Annotated in this window: 14 protein-coding genes; 5 read left to right on the top strand and 9 right to left on the bottom strand. The window is 64.7% G+C overall.

The annotated features are described in order from the left end of the window. Positions 1 to 64: 64 nt before the first annotated feature. The 6 genes from accC to SO139_RS23970 all read right to left on the bottom strand — a co-directional run bounded on the left by accC (position 65) and on the right by SO139_RS23970 (position 6,117). Positions 65 to 1,414 carry an acetyl-CoA carboxylase biotin carboxylase subunit gene (gene accC / locus SO139_RS23995; RefSeq protein ID WP_449382923.1) on the bottom strand — a complete coding sequence of 450 codons (1,350 nt, stop codon included), beginning with the start codon at positions 1,412 to 1,414 and terminating at the stop codon, positions 65 to 67. 81 nt (positions 1,415 to 1,495) lie between these two features. After that, positions 1,496 to 1,981, bottom strand: coding sequence for an acetyl-CoA carboxylase biotin carboxyl carrier protein (gene accB, locus SO139_RS23990; RefSeq protein ID WP_449382924.1), 486 nt, complete (start codon positions 1,979 to 1,981; stop codon positions 1,496 to 1,498). Between the two features lie 35 nt (positions 1,982 to 2,016). Continuing rightward, entirely contained in the window at positions 2,017 to 2,484 is a 468-nt protein-coding gene (gene aroQ, locus SO139_RS23985; protein ID WP_449382925.1) for a type II 3-dehydroquinate dehydratase, read from the bottom strand. A 232-nt stretch (positions 2,485 to 2,716) separates the two neighbouring features. Beyond that, positions 2,717 to 3,550 carry a DUF1236 domain-containing protein gene (locus SO139_RS23980; protein WP_449382926.1) on the bottom strand — a complete coding sequence of 278 codons (834 nt, stop codon included), beginning with the start codon at positions 3,548 to 3,550 and terminating at the stop codon, positions 2,717 to 2,719. Between the two features lie 196 nt (positions 3,551 to 3,746). After that, a complete protein-coding gene (locus tag SO139_RS23975) occupies positions 3,747 to 4,514 on the bottom strand; it encodes a DsbA family protein (RefSeq protein ID WP_449382927.1) in 768 nt (255 codons plus the stop codon). Between the two features lie 199 nt (positions 4,515 to 4,713). Further along, on the bottom strand, positions 4,714 to 6,117 hold the full coding sequence (locus SO139_RS23970; protein WP_498540681.1) for a M48 family metalloprotease: 1,404 nt from the start codon (positions 6,115 to 6,117) through the stop codon (positions 4,714 to 4,716). A 163-nt stretch (positions 6,118 to 6,280) separates the two neighbouring features. On the opposite strand from SO139_RS23970, the gene SO139_RS23965 reads away from it, so the two are divergent. From SO139_RS23965 to SO139_RS23950, 4 genes are all read left to right on the top strand, one after another. Continuing rightward, on the top strand, positions 6,281 to 7,468 hold the full coding sequence (locus SO139_RS23965; RefSeq protein ID WP_498540680.1) for a pyridoxal phosphate-dependent aminotransferase: 1,188 nt from the start codon (positions 6,281 to 6,283) through the stop codon (positions 7,466 to 7,468). An 83-nt stretch (positions 7,469 to 7,551) separates the two neighbouring features. Next, positions 7,552 to 8,112: a biotin transporter BioY gene (locus tag SO139_RS23960; RefSeq protein WP_449382939.1), complete on the top strand. Its 561-nt coding sequence runs from the start codon at positions 7,552 to 7,554 to the stop codon at positions 8,110 to 8,112. A gap of 84 nt (positions 8,113 to 8,196) precedes the next feature. After that, entirely contained in the window at positions 8,197 to 9,534 is a 1,338-nt protein-coding gene (locus tag SO139_RS23955) for a dicarboxylate/amino acid:cation symporter (protein ID WP_449382930.1), read from the top strand. 199 nt (positions 9,535 to 9,733) lie between these two features. After that, positions 9,734 to 11,818 (top strand): tetratricopeptide repeat-containing glycosyltransferase family protein, encoded by a 2,085-nt coding sequence (locus tag SO139_RS23950; protein ID WP_474797317.1) that lies wholly within the window; start codon positions 9,734 to 9,736, stop codon positions 11,816 to 11,818. Here the strand turns inward: SO139_RS23950 and SO139_RS23945 are convergent. Genes SO139_RS23945 through SO139_RS23935 form a run of 3 tightly spaced genes read right to left on the bottom strand, consistent with a single transcriptional unit; the run spans position 11,815 to position 15,844 of the window. Then, on the bottom strand, positions 11,815 to 13,047 hold the full coding sequence (locus SO139_RS23945) for an NAD(P)/FAD-dependent oxidoreductase (protein ID WP_449382931.1): 1,233 nt from the start codon (positions 13,045 to 13,047) through the stop codon (positions 11,815 to 11,817). The two genes, SO139_RS23950 and SO139_RS23945, sit on opposite strands and share 4 nt — an antisense overlap. A gap of 14 nt (positions 13,048 to 13,061) precedes the next feature. Next, a complete protein-coding gene (locus tag SO139_RS23940; RefSeq protein ID WP_449382932.1) occupies positions 13,062 to 14,294 on the bottom strand; it encodes an MFS transporter in 1,233 nt (410 codons plus the stop codon). Positions 14,295 to 14,347: 53 nt separating this feature from the next. Further along, positions 14,348 to 15,844: an amidase gene (locus tag SO139_RS23935; RefSeq protein WP_449382933.1), complete on the bottom strand. Its 1,497-nt coding sequence runs from the start codon at positions 15,842 to 15,844 to the stop codon at positions 14,348 to 14,350. A gap of 208 nt (positions 15,845 to 16,052) precedes the next feature. Here SO139_RS23935 and SO139_RS23930 point away from each other — a divergent pair, with 208 nt between their 5' ends. After that, the gene (locus SO139_RS23930) at positions 16,053 to 16,739 is read left to right on the top strand and encodes a helix-turn-helix domain-containing protein (protein ID WP_449382934.1); all 687 of its coding nucleotides are present in this window, start codon (positions 16,053 to 16,055) and stop codon (positions 16,737 to 16,739) included. Positions 16,740 to 16,863: the final 124 nt, after the last annotated feature.

The following is a 16,863-nucleotide window of genomic DNA, read 5'->3' as shown; positions in this document are numbered from 1 at the left end:
AGAAAACCCGCCGATAACGCTGCAAGCGGCGTCCGGTTCCATGGCGAGGGAAGGATGGTCGCCGCTAGTTGCCGGACTGGCCGGCCAGGTACTGTTCCAACCAGTGGATATGATAGTCGCCGTCGATGATCGCGTCTTCGCGCACCAGCGCGCGGAACAGGGGCAGCGTCGTCTCGATGCCGTCAACCACCATCTCGTCCAGCGCCCGGCGCAGCCGCATCAGGCATTCGGTGCGGGTCTTGCCGTGCACGATCAGTTTGCCGACGAGGGAATCGTAATAGGGCGGGATCGTGTAGCCCTGATAGACCGCGGAATCGATCCGCACGCCCAGACCGCCAGGCGGATGGTACTGCAGGATCCGGCCGGGCGAGGGCCGAAAGGTCTGCGGGTTCTCCGCATTGATGCGGCACTCGATCGCGTGCCCGATGATCTGGATCTCTTCCTGCTTCGCCGGCAGGTCGCCGCCGGCGGCAATGCGGATCTGCTCCAGCACGAGGTCGATGTCGGTGATGCTTTCGGTGACGGGATGTTCGACCTGGATGCGGGTGTTCATCTCGATGAAGTAGAACTCGCCGTCCTCATAGAGGAACTCGATGGTGCCGACGCCGAGATATTTCATCTCGCGCATGGCCTTGGCACAGGTTTCACCGATCTTGGCGCGGGCGGCTGCGGAGAGAACGGGCGAGGGGCCTTCCTCCCAGACCTTCTGATGACGGCGTTGCAGCGAGCAGTCGCGTTCGCCAAGGTGGATCGCGCCACCGCGGCCGTCGCCAAGGATCTGGATTTCGATGTGGCGCGGCTTCTGCAGGTATTTTTCCAGATAGACTGACGCGTCGCCGAAGGCGGATTTCGCCTCGTTGGCGGCCGTCGATAGCGCCAGCGCAAGCTCTGCCTCGCTATGCGCGACCTTCATGCCGCGGCCGCCGCCGCCGGCGGCAGCCTTCACCAGCACGGGGAAGCCGATCTCCTTCGCGATCGCCGTCGCGTTGTCGTTGGGACCGACGGCACCGTCGGAGCCGGGCACCACGGGGATGCCGAGCCGCTTGGCGGTCTTCTTGGCCTCGATCTTGTCGCCCATCAGGCGGATGTGCTCCGCCTTCGGGCCGATGAAGTGCAGATTGTGCTCGGAGAGGATTTCCGCAAAGCGCGCATTCTCCGACAGGAAGCCGTAGCCCGGATGCACCGCATCGGCGCCGGTGATCTCGCAGGCCGCGAGCAGCGCGGGAACGTTGAGATAGCTGTCCTTCGACTGCGGCGGCCCGATGCATACGCTCTCGTCGGAGAGGCGGACGTGCATCGCGTCCGCATCGGCGGTGGAGTGCACGGCGACGGTCGCGATCCCGAGCTCCTTGCAAGCCCGCAGGATACGAAGGGCGATCTCGCCGCGATTGGCTATGAGGATCTTGTCGAACATGGTGTCCTGCCGCGAATAGCGAGTGGCGAATGGCGAATAGGGAAGGCCAATGCCATTCGCTATTCGCTACTCCCCGTTCGCCTACTCAATAATCACAAGCGGTTCGCCGAACTCGACCGGCTGGCTGTCCTCGACCAGAATCTGCGTCACGGTTCCGGCGCGCGGCGAGGGGATTTGGTTCATGGTCTTCATCGCTTCGATGATGAGGAGCGTCTGACCGACCGAAACCTTGGAGCCGACCTCGATGAAAGGCTTTGCGCCCGGCTCCGGCGCCCAATAGGCGGTGCCGACCATCGGCGAGGTGACGGCGCCGGGATGTTTCGAGAGATCTGCTGGCGCTGTGGCCGCAGTCGCCGCTCCAAGTGCCGCGACGGGAGCCGCGATGACCGATGTCGGCAGGGCCGCGGCGACGCTGACGTTGCGCGCGACGCGCAGACGAAGTCCTGCACGCTCGATCTCGATCTCGGTGAGGCTCGTCTCGTCGAGCAGGGTCGCGAGCTCGCGGATGAGCGCGGAGTCCTCGCTGGAAAACTTTGCAGCTGCTTTATCGTCTGGCTGGCGCGCCATGATCTTGATTCCGAACCTCTGTTTGAAAAGGGGCGTCAGGCTTTGGGCTGGATGCCGAGCTTGGCGGCAAGGCCCTGGATCGCGAGACGGTAGCCCTCGATGCCGAAGCCGCACAGCGAAGCGAAGGCGGCGCGGGCGGTGTAGGAATGGTGACGGAAACTCTCGCGGGCGTGGATGTTGGTGACGTGCACCTCGACCGTCGGGATCTGCACCGCGAGCAGCGCATCGTGCAGCGCGATCGAGGTGTGCGAATAGCCGCCGGCGTTGATGATGATACCCTTCATCTTGCGGGCGTGCGCCTCGTGGATGAAGTCGATCAATTCGCCTTCGCGGTTGGACTGCCGGCAGTCGGCCTTGAGACCGAACTTCGCTGCGGTCTCCCGGCAGAGCGTCTCGACGTCGGCCAGCGTCGCGTGCCCGTATTTCTCCGGTTCGCGCGTCCCCAGCATGTTGAGGTTCGGCCCGTTGAGGACGAGGATCGTGTCGGTCGCAGGTTCAGCCATTCAAATCCCGTCAGGTGCTTTGGCGGAGGTGGCGGGGGTTATAGGTAACAAAGGGGCCTGAGGGAAGCCTTCAACGACCTCCCGCACGGCTTCAGATAGCTCATCCAGCCTGCAAAAAGCTGTGTGGAAGCTACGGAAATTGCTTGTTAACCAGCCCAAATCATGGCTGCCGGCCGACCGCAAAAAGGGCGGGCATCGCTGCCCGCCCTCGGGGGTGCCGGTTTGTCGGCCGTCAGGCGTTGAGAACCGCGATGATCTCATAGGTGGCGGGATCGATGATCACGATCTCTTCGCGGACCACGATGTACCTGTAGCTCCGCCACTCCGGATAGATCGTCGCCACCCGTGACGGCAGCACGTGCAGCTCGATGCCCTCACGCGGGATCCGCGTGCCGACCGAAACCGAGAAGTTGACGTTGCTGACGGGAGCCACGTGCTCCTCGTGGATCACGGATGTGATCTGCGTGCGTTGCTCGGTCGAGAGCTTGGCGCCCGCGCCGGCCTGGCCGGTGGTCTGTGTCTGGGTCGACGTGCCCTGGCGGTTCTCGCCTGTGGCCGTGCCGGACTTGGTTTGGGTCTCCGAGCTCATGCCCTTCGACCTGTCCTGCTGACCCTGAGCGCGTTCATCTGTGCGCTGGCCCTTCGTTGCACCCGACTTCTCCTCAGCCGTCGGATTCTTGTGCATCGTGCCAGAGGACTTCTCGTCTCTCATCGTACCCGAGGACTTCTCCTCGGCGCCGGACTTCATGGATCCGCCGGCCTGTCCAACGGTGCCTTTTTCCTTGCCCGTGGAATCCCTGTGCATGGCACCGGACTTCTCGTCCTTCATCGCCCCCGAGGACCTTTCTTCAGCGCCGGACTTCATAGATCCGCCGGCCTGTCCCACGGTGCCCTTTTCCCTGCTCATGGCACCGCCATGTTCAGCCGCGCCGGTGGAAGGTTGCGCGTTCTGTTGCATCTGCTGGGAGCCGCCGGACTCCTTGGTCCCGGTTCCCTGCGCATTCGCGAGACCAGTACCCGCGACGAGTGCCAGCGCGGCAACCGAGATCATAAAGCGATTAGTCATTGAACCTCTCCTCACGTGTTTTGTGCGTCATTGCCCGCGCCGACAACGAAAGGAGAAATGAGATGTTCCGAAACTTCAGTGGTTCCGCGGCTTTTGTTTGTTGAATGCGAGATGAATGGTCGCGCCAAGATCCTGACAACAAAAAAGGCCGGCAAAAGCCGGCCCTTTGTGGTGTTCGGATAATCGAAACCGGGAACTAGCAGGTCGCCTTGCCGCAGCGAGCGACGCCGATCTTTTCCTTCAGGCCATCGAGGCCGATGGCGCCGACCACGATCTGCTTGCCGATCACGTAGCTCGGCGTGCCGTTCATGCCCATCGCTTCGGCGAGTTTGAAGTTCTCCTCGATCGTAGCGCGCACTTCCGGATTGGCCATGTCCTTCTCGATCTTCGCGACGTCGAGACCGGCTTCCTTGGCGGCGGCAAGCGCGTGCGCCTTGTCGGCCTGGCCGCGGCCGCCGAGCAGCTTCTGGTGGAAGTCGAGATACTTCTTGCCGGTGGGATCCTGCATGCGGACGGCAACCGCAACCTGCGCCGCCTCGACCGAGCCCTGGCTCAGCACCGGAAACTCCTTGAGCACGACCTTCAGCTTGGGATCGGCCTTCATGAGGTCGAGCATGTCGGTCATCGCGCGCTTGCAGTAGCCGCAATTGTAGTCGAAGAACTCGACGAAAGTGACGTCGCCGTCCTTGTTGCCGAGCACGACCTGGCGCGGCGAGTTGAAGATCGCATCCGCATTCTGCGCGATGCTGGCTTCGTGCTTCTGCGCTTCGGCGGCTGCCTGGCGCTTGCTCAGCTCGGCCATCGCATCCTCGAGCACCTCGGGATGGCTGACGAGATAGTTCTTGATGATCGCCTCGATGTCGGAGCGCTGGGCGTCGGTGAAGCTGTCGGCCGCGGCGGGCGCGGCTCCGCCGAGCACGGCGAGGGCAAACAGCGCGGGGACGATCAGGCGCAGCGAAGGCATTGGCATATCCTCTGGTCGAAAGCAGGTTTCGGAAGACATCCCGGCCGATCTAACCTGGCCGCGCCGTGACGTCGTGGTGTCGGTGTCGTTCTAATCGTTTAAAGCGCGATGAGATTGGGATGAATCGTCATCGCGCTTCAGGTTATTGTTTGAGCATGATCTTTTCGGAAAAACGCTCCACACTTTTCCGGATCATGCTCTAATTGTTGCGTGGCGGTTTTGACGCCACGATGTCATCGGCCTTGACCCAACCGGGCGTGCCGATGGCGAAACGGGTTTTTGCGCGCGTCGCAAGCTCGCGTGCGGTCTTGTTGTCGCCGCGCAGGTAAGCTGCCTGCGCCGATGCCAGATCGGCCTCCGCATAGTCCCCCTTGCGACCATAGGCCATGGCGAGCTGCGTGTAGCCGATCGGCGCCTCCGGCTCCCGCGCCACCGCGGCACGGAGAATCCGGATCGCTTCGTCCGTGTAGGACTTATTATCAGTTCCGACCAGAGCCTGCCCAAGTAACATCTCGATGAGCGGGGCGTTGCCGGAGAGCTGCACCGCCTTGTGCAGGGCAGGGATCGCTTCCGCCGGCTTGCCACTCTCGAGCAGTGCCTGGCCGCGCACCTCGTAGAAATACGGGTTGGTCGGCTGCGCCTGGATCAGCGCGTCGATCTGGGCCAGCGCGCTGCGCAGGTCGCCGTGCAGATAGGTGCTGATGGCGCGGGCATAGCGTGCGGGCAGGCTGTCGTTGGACAGCGGATAGCGGCGATAGACGGTCTCGGGCCGCTCCATGAAGGCGGAGACCTTGGCGCGCACCATGTCATGGCGCGCCTGGAGCGCCGGGTCGTCCTTCTTGTCCCAATAGGGGCTGGCGCGGGCGAACTGGGCGAGCGCCTCGACGCGCTCGGCCGGCATCGGATGCGACTGCAAATAGGGATCGGCGCCGCGCGCGGCGAACAGGCTCTCGCTGGTGAAGCGCTTGAAGGTCTCGTACATGCCCTTTGGCGACTGCTGGGTCGCGGTCAGGAACTTCACGCCGGCGCGGTCGGCGTTCTCCTCCTGCTGGCGCTGATAGGACAACAGCGAGCGGCGGATCATCTCCTGCGGTCCGGCGACTGCGGCCGCACCGGCGTTGGCGAGACCATTGTTCGCGTTGCCGCTGCGGGCGCCCGCGACCATGGCGCCAGCGCCGAGCAGCATGGCGATGATCATCTGAGTCTGGGCGTTGGCGAGCTGCTCGCGCAGCTTGGCGAGATGTCCGCCGGCCAGATGCCCGGTCTCGTGCGCGAGCACGCCGATCAGCTGGTTCGGCGTTTCCGACTGCATGATCGCGCCATAATTGACGAAGATGCGGCGGCCATCAGCGACGAACGCGTTGAACGATGCGTCGTTGAGGATCACCATCTGGATGTTCTGCTTCTCCAGACCCGCGGCGCGCAGGATGGGTCTGGTATATTCGCGCAGCAATTGCTCGGTCTCGGTGTCGCGCAGCACCGGCGGGCCTCTGGGACTCTCCTGCGCCTTGATCGCCGGGAGCGGCGCCAGCGCCATGGCCGCGGCGGTCACGATGGCGGTGAGAGCGGAGGCTTTCTTGCGCAAAGCGAGCTGGGGCAACATCGATCGGTCTTGAAATGCAGTCTTGTGATTGGTCTTGGTGATTGGCGTCGGACCGGATACGGGATATGCCCTAATGAGCCGCACAATGCGGCCAGTCTGGGGCGCCGGCGCCCCGTTCCCGGCCCCCGGGGGTTCCGGACCGGAAGCGAAATAGCAGATATTGATGGCCGATGCGATATTGAGGAACCGGCTGGAGCCCTGGCTGAGACCATCCCGCCGCAGTGACGTTCCCCCCTTCATGGTGATGGACGTGATGGCCGCGGCCGCGCGTATAGAGGCGGCGGGCGGCCACGTCATCCACATGGAGGTCGGCCAGCCTGCCGCGCCGGCCCCGAAGACCGCGATCGCGGCCGCCCACAGGGCGCTGGATACTGCGCGAATCGATTATACCTCCGCGCTCGGCATCCCCTCGTTGCGCGAGCGCATCGCGCGCCATTATCGCGACGCCTATGGCTGTGCGGTGAGCCCCGAGCGGATCGTCGTCACCACTGGGTCCTCCGGCGGCTTCATCCTGGCCTTCCTTGCCCTGTTCGAGCCAGGTGACCGCGTCGCGGTGACGGTGCCCGGCTATCCGCCATACCGTCATATCCTGACCGCGCTCGGCTGCGAGCCGGTGCCGATCGAGACCACCAGCCAGACCCGTCACGCCCTGACAGGCGAGGCGCTGCTGGCCGCCCATCGCAAGGCGCCGCTCAAGGGCGTGCTGGTCGCAAGTCCTGCCAATCCCACCGGGACCATGACGTCCAGGGAGGCGCTGTCCAGCCTGATCACGGCCGCCGAGGGCGCCGGCATCCGCTTCATCTCGGACGAGATCTATCACGGCCTCGACTACGCATTCCCCGCCGTTACCGCGGCAGCGCTGTCGGACCATGCACTCATCATCAATTCGTTCTCGAAATATTTTTGTATGACCGGCTGGCGGGTCGGCTGGATGGTCGTGCCGGACGTCCTGGTGCGGCCGGTCGAGCGGCTCCAGCAGAACCTGTCGATCTCGGTGCCGTCGCTGTCGCAGATCGCGGCCGAAGCAGCCTTCGACGGCGCTGCCGAGATGGAGGAGATCAAGCACGGTTATCAGGAAAACCGCCGCATCCTGATCGAGGGTCTGCCCAAGGCCGGCCTGACCAAGTTCCTGCCCGCCGATGGCGCATTCTACCTCTACGCCGACGTGTCGGATTTCACCTCCGACAGCTTTGAGTTCGCCCAGCAGATGCTGGAGCAGGCCCATGTCGCGGCCACGCCCGGTATCGATTTCGATCCCGTGCACGGCCGCTCCTTCATCCGCTTTTCCTACGCGAGATCGGCGGAGGAGATGCGCCAAGCAGTTGACCGGATCGCTCACTGGCTTAAATAGCCCGCCAGTTTTTTACGAGCCTTCCGGAGTTCAACGTGTCTGACAGATCGCCTGCCGCCGCACCGCATTTTCCCCTCGCCGCCATCGTCTGGCCGGTCCAAAGCGGCGAGGCCGCGGGCGCGCTGCGCGCGATCGTGCTGGTTGCGCTTGGAACGGCTTTGATGGCGCTGTCAGCCAAGGTCAACCTGCCGCTGCCATATGTGCCCATGACGCTGCAGACGCTGGTCGTGCTGATGATTGGCGTCGGCTATGGCTGGCGCCTCGGTAGCGCAACCATGATCGCGTACCTCGCGGAAGGCGCGATGGGCGTGCCGGTGTTCGCAGGCCCGGTCGGCGGCCTTGCTCCGCTCGTCGGCCCCACGGCCGGATATCTGTTCGGCTTCGTCGCTGTGGCCTTCGTCACGGGCTTTCTCGCCGAGCGGGGCTGGGATCGAAGCATGGCCTGGCTGTTCGCGGCCATGGCGATCGGCCACATCGTCATTTTGGCGATGGGCTTCGCCTGGCTTGCTTTCGGCCTCGGGCTTGGCACCGCCAAGGCCTGGCAGGTCGGCATCGTGCCGTTCATCGCGGCGTCGCTGATCAAGAATGCACTCGGGGCGACCTTGATGCCGGCTGCACGCCGGATCGTCGATCGCCGCCAATAGGCAGCCAGCGGCCGAGCAGTTCCATTTGACTCGGCCCTTCAAATTGATCTTGGCTAGAACCAAGAGAGTTAAGGGGAGGGAGCAATGACGACGACAACGATGACTGCGGGCGCGCCGGCGGCGAAGGCCGCCGCCAAGCCGTGGTACAAGGTTCTCTATATCCAGGTGCTGATCGCCATCTTCCTGGGCGCCATCGTCGGCTGGCTGTGGCCTTCGGTCGCGACCAACGACTGGATCAAGGCGATGGGCGACGGCTTCATCAAGCTGATCAAGATGGTGATCGCCCCGATCATCTTCTGTACGGTCGTCTCAGGCATCGCCCACATCCAGGACGCCAAGAAGGTCGGCCGCATCGGCGTCAAGGCGCTGGTCTATTTCGAGATCGTCTCGACTTTCGCGCTCCTGATCGGGCTCGTCGTCGGCAATCTGGTTCGTCCGGGTGCGGGATTCGGCAGCGCGGCGGCGAACGCACAGGCGGTTGCCAACTACGCCAAGCAGGCCGAGGGACAGAAGAGCGTCGACTTCATCCTCCACATCATCCCTGACACCGTGGTCGGCGCTTTCGCGCAAGGCGAGATCCTCCAGGTGCTGCTGTTCTCGGTGCTGTTCGGCTTCGCCATCATGGGGCTCGGCGAGCGCGGCCACGTAATCCGCTCCTTCATCGACGATGCCGCCCATGCCGTGTTCGGTGTCATCTCGATCGTGATGCGCGCAGCACCAATCGGCGCATTCGGCGCGATGGCCTATACCATCGGCAAGTTCGGCACCGGTGCGATCCTCAACCTGGTCGGGCTGATCGCGACCTTCTACGTCACCGCTGCACTGTTCGTGTTCATCGTGCTCGGCACGATCGCGCGCTTTGCGGGGTTCTCGATCTTCAAGTTCCTCGCCTACATCAAGGACGAGCTGCTGATCGTGCTCGGCACCTCGTCCTCGGAAAGCGCGCTGCCGTCCTTGATGGAGAAGCTGGAACGGCTCGGCTGCTCGAAATCCGTGGTCGGCCTCGTGGTGCCCACGGGTTACTCGTTCAACCTCGACGGCACCAATATCTACATGACGCTGGCGACGCTGTTCATCGCGCAGGCGCTCGGTGTCGATCTCACCTTGGGCCAGCAGATCACCATCCTCGTGGTGGCGATGCTGACCTCGAAGGGCGCCTCCGGCATCACCGGCGCCGGCTTCATCACGCTCGCCGCGACGCTCGCCGTGGTCGATCCGCGACTCGTGCCGGGCATGGCGATCGTGCTCGGCATCGACAAGTTCATGAGCGAATGTCGCGCCCTGACCAATCTCTGCGGCAACGGCGTCGCCTGCGTGATCGTCGCCTGGTGGGAGGGCGAGCTCGATCGTGACAAGCTCAACGCCAGGCTGAGCCAGCAGATCGATCCGACCGACATGGAGACGGCGCTCACGACGGACTGATTTGCAAACTCAACGCAAGGCGCATCGCGCCGCTACGTTTTGAAATAGCAGGGCTGGTCGAGATCCTCGATCAGCCCTTGCTGTTTGGGCGCCTTATCGACGATGGGCAGGCTCCCGCCAAACGCACCGAGTGACGGAATTTGCGCGCTCGCCCGTTGAACCCTCATCGCGATTTCGGGGTGAAGGGCGGGGTGGCATCGTGGGCGAGGCGGCGGTCGATCGGATTCTGTTGCAGGCGGTGGAGCATTACGAGGCGGGGCGGCCGGATCAGGCAGGCTTGTTGTGCGGCGAAGTCCTGAAGGCGCATCCCGACCATGTGCCGGCGCTGCATCTGTCCGCCGTGGTCGCTTTCGTGACCGATCGCGCGAGCGACGGGGCGAGCCTGCTGAGCCGTGTGTTCGGCCTCGATCCCGACCACGCGCCGGCCCTCGTCACGCTGGGCGATGCGCTTGCCGTAAAGGGTGAGCGGGACGGGGCGGTGGCGGCGTTTCAGCGCGCGCTTCTGCGGCGACCGGGCGATGCAGGCCTATGCAACAAGCTCGGCGTGGCGCTGGCGGAGCTGTCGCGCTTTGAGGAGGCGGACGCCGCCTATCGGCGCGCCATCGCGATCGATCCGCATTTGACCCGTGCGCATTTCAATCGGGCCGTGGCGCTGGCGGGGCAGGGACGGCTCGCCGAGGCCGAGGAGGCCTATCGCGAGGTCATCGCAAGGGATCCAGCGCATCGTGGCGTCTGGCTCAATCTCGGCAATGTGCTTGCTGATCAGAAGAGGCTCGACGAGGCCGTGATGGCCTATCGTCGTGCCCTCGAAGCGGGCCCTGAGGATCCGGGCCTGCTTTGCAATCTCGGCGCTGCGCTCTACCGCAAGGGCGAGCTCGAGGAGGCGATCGTGCATTGTCGCCGCTCGACTCTGCTTGATCCGGACAATCTTGAGGCGATGCGGTTGCTCGGTCTCGTCCTGCACGAGGCCGGTCATCTGCATCAGGCGTCCGCGACCTACCAGCGGATCATCGCGCGCGATCCGGCCGATCACGTGATCATCAGCAATTCCGGCGCCTGCCTGTGCGAGCTCGGACTTTTCGATGAGGCCATCGCAGCTTGCGAGCGGGCGCTGGCAGTGAAGGCTGATCATGCGCCCGCTCACACCAATCTCGGGATCATCTTCGAGAAGCAGGGTCGGGTGGAAGCAGCCGTCGCCGCGCATCGCCGCGCCGTCGCCGCCGATCCCGCCTACGCAAAAGGCCATGCGAATCTCGCGGTGGCGCTGCGCAATGCCGGCGAGATAGACGGGGCGCTTGCCGCCTCCCGCCAGGCCATCGCGCTCGATCCGGAGCAGCCGCTCGCGCAATATAATCACGCGCATTTTCTGCTGATGAACGGTGACTTCGCCAGCGGCTTTGAAGCCTATCAATGGCGGCGCAGGTGCAAGACCCTGTCCGACGGCGATCCGACCTTCAGCGAGCCGGAATGGCAGGGCGAGCCGCTTGGCGGCCGCCGGCTTCTGCTGTTCGCTGAATACGGGCTCGGCGACGCCCTGCAGTTCGTGCGCTATCTGCCGATGGTGGCCGCACAGGGCGGCTCCGTCATCCTCCAGGTCCAGCCGGCGCTCGCTTCACTGCTGCGGACGATGGCTGACGTCACTGTGATCGCGCGCGGCGAGCCGCTGCCGCGATTCGACGTGCAACTGCCGCTGATGAGCTTGCCTCGCGTGTTCGGCACGATGCTCGACACGATTCCGGCGGACGTGCCCTATCTGCATCCGGATCCCGCACGACTGTCGCGATGGCGCGCTGCGCTGCAAGGCGTGAGCGCGTTGAAGGTCGGCGTGGTCTGGGCCGGCAATCCCAGGCACAAAGGCGACGCGCAGCGCTCTCTGTCGGCACAAGAGGTTCTGCCGCGCCTGATTACGCCAGGCGTGCAGCTCTACAGTCTTCAGAAGGAGCCGCGCGAGGCCGATGTCCCGGTGCTGGCGGCGCTTGGCACTGACATCATCGATCTTGCGCCAGCGCTTGGCGATTTTTCCGATACCGCAGCGGCTGTCGCAGCGCTCGATCTCGTGATCGCCGTGGACACCTCGGTTGCACATCTTGCCGGCGCGCTCGGCCGCCCGGTCTGGATGCTGCTGCCCTACGCGCTCGACTGGCGCTGGCTGCGCGACCGCGAGGACAGCCCATGGTATCCGACCATGCGGCTGTTCCGGCAGCGCAGGCCGCGTGAATGGAACGATCCGCTGATGCGGATGTCGGCCGCGCTGGCGGTCCTCGCCGCAAAACGCGCTGGCTAGAAACGCTCCGGCCGGTATGGCGCGGGATCGATCGACGGCGTCTCGCCGCTCATCATCTCCGCGAGCAGGCGTCCGGTCGCGGGACCGAGCGTAAAGCCCTGGTGGCCGTGGCCGAAATTCATCCAGAGACCGCGATGGCGCGGTGCGGGCCCAAGCACCGGCAACATGTCGGGCGTGCAGGGCCGCGTGCCGTACCACGGCTCGGGTTCGACGCGGCCGCCGAGATCGAGCAGCTCTCGGGCGGAGGCCTCCGCACTGGCGAGCTGCACCGGCGTTGCCGGCGCATCCGGCCCGGTCAGCTCGGCGCCAGTGGTAATGCGGATGCCCCTGGCCATCGGTCCCATGGCATAGCCTCTCGCCGTATCGACCAGTGGCAGATCGAGCGAAGCGCCGCCGCTATAGTGCATATGGTAGCCGCGCTTGCGCACCAGCGGTATGCGGTATCCGAATTTTTGCAGCAGATCGGGTGACCACGGTCCGAGCGTGACGACGACATTGGCCGCATCGATCGGTCCGTTGTCGGTTTGCACCGACCAGCCGGAGGATGTCTGGTGCAAGGTCTGCGCATCGCCGAGAAGGATATGGCCCCCGAGGCGCTGAAACAGCTCGGCATAGGAGGCGACCAAAGCGCCGGGATCCGAAACGGACCACGGCTCCAGCCAATGGATGGCACCCGGAAGATCATCGCGCAGGATCGGTTCAGCCTTCGCGAGCTCGCTACCGCTCAGGACACGAAACTTCACGCCGAAGTCGCGCTGGTTTTCCTCCGCGGTCTTGATCGCGAGCTCGAACGCGGCGGGATCGCGATGCAGCAGCCGGTAGCCGGCGCGGCGGATGAGGTTGTCGGCGTGAGCCTCGCGGATGAGGATATCGTGCTCGGACGTTGCATAGGCGATCAGGCGTGCCCACGCCTCGATCGCCTCGCGATGCCGCTTCGGCGCCGAGTGCCACCAATAGCGGAGCAAAGGCTCGACGTGGCGGTGCAGGGACGCGAGGCTATAGCGGACGTCGTTGGTGCGGCCGGTCGCGATCTTCAACAGCGTCGCAAAGTCGCGCGGCATCGGATAAGGGCGCACAGCCTCGGCCTGGATCATTCCGGCATTGCCGTAACTGGTCTCGCGGCCCGGCTCCCTGCGATCGACGAGCATGACCGACCAGCCGCGCCGCTGCAGATGCAGCGCCGCGCTGACGCCTATCATGCCGCCGCCAAGGACGATTGCACTTTGCATCGGCACGTTTCCCTTTAAGCCAGGCGCGGCGCGAGCCTTGGCTGCGCCGTGTTGATGGTCGCGGCGACGATGACCGACATCGCGGTCATCGCCACCAGGAAGCCGAAGGCCGCATCGAAGGATCCGGTTCCGGTCACGATGAAGCCAATCGCCGCGGGCGCTACGAAGCCTGCGCTCTGGCCGCCGAGATTGACCATGCCGACGCCCGATCCGATCTGGTCGTCGCGAAGCAGCTTTGTCGGAAGTGCAACCACCGAGGCCAGCACGAAGGATTTGAAGAAATAGACCAGCGACTGGTAGGTGATCAGCATTGCGATCGTTTCCGCCTTGTACATGGCGTAGAGGAAGATGCCGGTCAACGCGGAGCTGCCGATCAGGAGCCATTTTTCGCGCTCGGCGAAGAACCTCGTCATCACCCAGCCGCCGATCGCGGTCGCGATCGTCGCCATCACGAACGGGATCGGCGCCACGATGCCGACGGTCTTGAGATCGAGCCCGCGCTGCTGGAGCAAATAGAGCGGCATCCAGGAATCAAGGCCCTTGTTGACGCAGCTGAGGCCGAACCACACCACCATCAACTGCCAGATCAGCGGGTTCTTCATCAGCTCGCGCATCGGCGCGCGGTCCGCGGGCTTCGCCGTCGTCGCCGTGCTCGCCTGGGCCGCGCCCAGGCGTCCCAAATGCGGGACGTAGAGGAAATAGACCAGCGCGAACACGAGGCCGGCGATGCCGATCGTGTTGAAGGCGTGGCGCCAGCCGAGCCAGAGGATCAGCGGCGCCATGATCAGCGGCGCGATCATGCTGCCCGCATAGTTCGACGACAGCAGCAGCGCCGACATTTTTGGCCGGCTGTCCTTCTTGAACAGTTCGGCGATGGCGCGGATGCTTGCCGGCGGAAAGCCGCCCTCGGCGATGCCGAAGATGAAGCGGATCGCGATCAGCGACGTCAGCGACCAGGCAAGGCTCGTGAAGGCGGTGAACAGCGACCACATCACGATCGTGACGATCACCACATATTTCGAGCCGAAGCGGTCGGAGAGCCATCCGCCCGGCACCTGCATGAGGGCATAGCCGAGAAAGAACGCGCTGATGACGATGCCGAGATCGGCCGCCTGGAGATTGAAATCCTTGCCGATCTGCGCCAGCGCCAGCGAGATCGCCGCGCGGTCGATGTAGGAGATGCAGTAGGCGATATAGAGCAGGACGAACGCGACGACCCCGGTTTTCCGCTGCGACAATTCCGTCATGCTCATCTCCGTTTCGCCGGCGATCCGGTGGCGCTGCTAACTCTGCTGTGGGGTCATTCCCAGGTGAGGAAGCCGGGCGCGGCCGAGAGCGGCGGCGCCGCGGCGAGCCGTGCCAGATCGGGGATCGGCCGGCAGAGCTGCGGGACGCTCGCAAACGCGGCCTCGATGCTCGCGGCGACCGAGAGCACGATGGCATCGCCGCCGCGTGGGCCCACGATCTGAAGGCCGAAGGGCAGGCCTGCTTCATCGACGCCAAGCGGCAGGCTGAGCGCGGGATGGCCTGGAAGCGTCACGGCATAGGCGAGCGCGAGCCAGTGGAAATAGGATTTGGTCGGCTCGCCGTCGATCTCTGCCGGATAGAGCTCCGACCAGGGCCGCGGGCTCAGCGTGATGGTCGGGCTGATCAGCACGTCGCAAGTTTCGAAGAAGCTCTGATAGGCGCGATAGATCCGCGTCTGCGTGGTCGCCGCGCGCGCGTAGTCTTCAAGCGTGTAGCTCAGGCCTTCCTGGACATTGGCGCGCACGTTCGGCCCGAGCATCTCGGGACGCTCCTTGTAGTTCTTGCCGTGCATCGCGAGGAAAAGGCCTGCGCGCAGCACGGCGAAGGCGTCGTCAGCGCCCGAGCAATCCGGCGTCGCCTCGCGGCAATCGGCGAACAGCGGCGCAAGCTTGCTTACCCGATGGCGGAACACGCGGCGGATCGCCTGCTCGGTCGGCGCGAAGCCAAAGTCTTCGGTGAAGGCGACGCGCAGCTTGCCGAGTTCGGCAGGGCGCGGGCCGGTCCAACGCTCGGCGCGTCCGCGCAAGGGTTCGCCGGGCAGGGTGTAGGCAAGCGGATCACGGGGGTCGTCGCTCGCCATCACCGACAGCATCAGAGCGGTGTCGGCGACGTTGCACGCCATCGGCCCGTCGGTCGGCAGGTTCGACCAGCCGAAGGCGCGCTTTTCGCTCGCCACGAGACCGTAGGAGGGACGCATGCCGACGATGCCGGCAAAGCCCGCCGGATTGCGCAAGGAGCCGCCGGTGTCGGAGCCCGAGGCGAGCGGGGCCATGCCGCAGGCGAGCGCCACCGCCGAGCCGCCGGAGGAGCCGGCTGCCGATCGCAGGGGATCGAAGGGATTGCCGGTCGCGCCGAACACGGGATTGCGGGTGTTGCCGCCCGCCGCCCATTCCGGCGTGTTGGTCTTGCCGAAGATGATCGCCCCGGCCGCGCGCAGCCGCGCAACGGAAGCCTGGTCTGCGGCTGGAACGTGATCGCGCAACAAAGGGCTGCCATAGGTCGTGCGTAGCCCGGCGGTGTCCTGGGTATCCTTGATGAGGACCGGCAGGCCGTGCAGGGCGCCACGATCCTCGCCGCGCAGGATGGCGGCCTCGGCTTCCTTGGCGGCGGCGCGTGCGCCGGGCTCATCCAGCGTCACGACGGCGTTCACGGCGGGATTGGTGGTGGTGATGCGCGTCAGGCAGGCGTCGAGCAGCTCGACGGGCGAGATCGCCCGTGCGGCCAGCAGGCGGTGCAGCTCGACGGCACTGGAATCGCAAAGTCCGGACAATGCCAATCCCTTTCAAATTGTGAAAACGATTTAGCATATCGGAAAGCGGAGCCGGCGCACCAATTTTCGCCAGAACCGGTCGTTTCGTGAGCAAATGCCGGCAAAGCTGCCCTTTGAGCGTCCAAATGGATCTCTTCGACGTAAACTGAGCCAAAAACTTTAGGCGGATCGGCCAACAATTTTTCTTCTGCCGTGCTAGGATTGCTGCATGAGCGAGATCACGACGCCCGACGGTGCCAATTCCCAGCTCGGCCAATGCCTCAAGGCCGCCCGCCAGGCGCGCGGCCTGACGCTCAAGCAGGTAGCGGAGCGGACCGGTATGGCGCTCTCGACCCTGTCCAAGGTCGAGAACGGCCTGATGTCGCTGACCTACGACAAGCTGGTGCAGCTCACCTCAGGCCTGAAGATGGAAATCGCCGAGCTGTTCAACCCGGCGTCCCCCGTGCGTCCCGGGCAGGACCGGCCGGTCACCGCCCGGCGCAGCCTCAGCAGGGCCGGGCAGGGGCAGGTGATCACGACGAAATTCTACACCTACACCTATCAATGCACCGACCTGATCGGCAAACGCATGGTGCCGATCCTGGCCGAGGTTCGCGCGCGCTCGCTGGAGGAGTTCGGACCGCTGCTGCGCCATGCCGGCGAGGAGTACTTTCTGGTGACAAGCGGCCGCGTGGCCGTCCACACCGAGTTCTATGCGCCGGAGATCTTGGGCGAGGGCGACGGTATTTATCTCGACAGCACGATGGGCCACGCCTACCTCAACGCCGGCGATGCACTGGCTGCCAAGGGCGTCTGTCTCTGCACCAGCGAAGCTCCTGACCTTTACGACCAGCTCCGCCAGATCGCATCCCGCGACGTGCAGTCGCTCGACGACGACGAGCTGCCGCCACTTTAACTTCTACTGGGTGATAAACACTCTCCCCTTATCCTGAGGAGCCTGCGAAGCAGGCGTCTCGAAGGATGGCCGCGGACGAGAGCCGGGCCTTCATGGTTCGAGACGCGCGAAGACGCGCTCCTCA

Source organism: Bradyrhizobium sp. UFLA05-89, from assembly GCF_059803475.1.
This window is presented reverse-complemented; position numbering and strand designations above follow the sequence as displayed.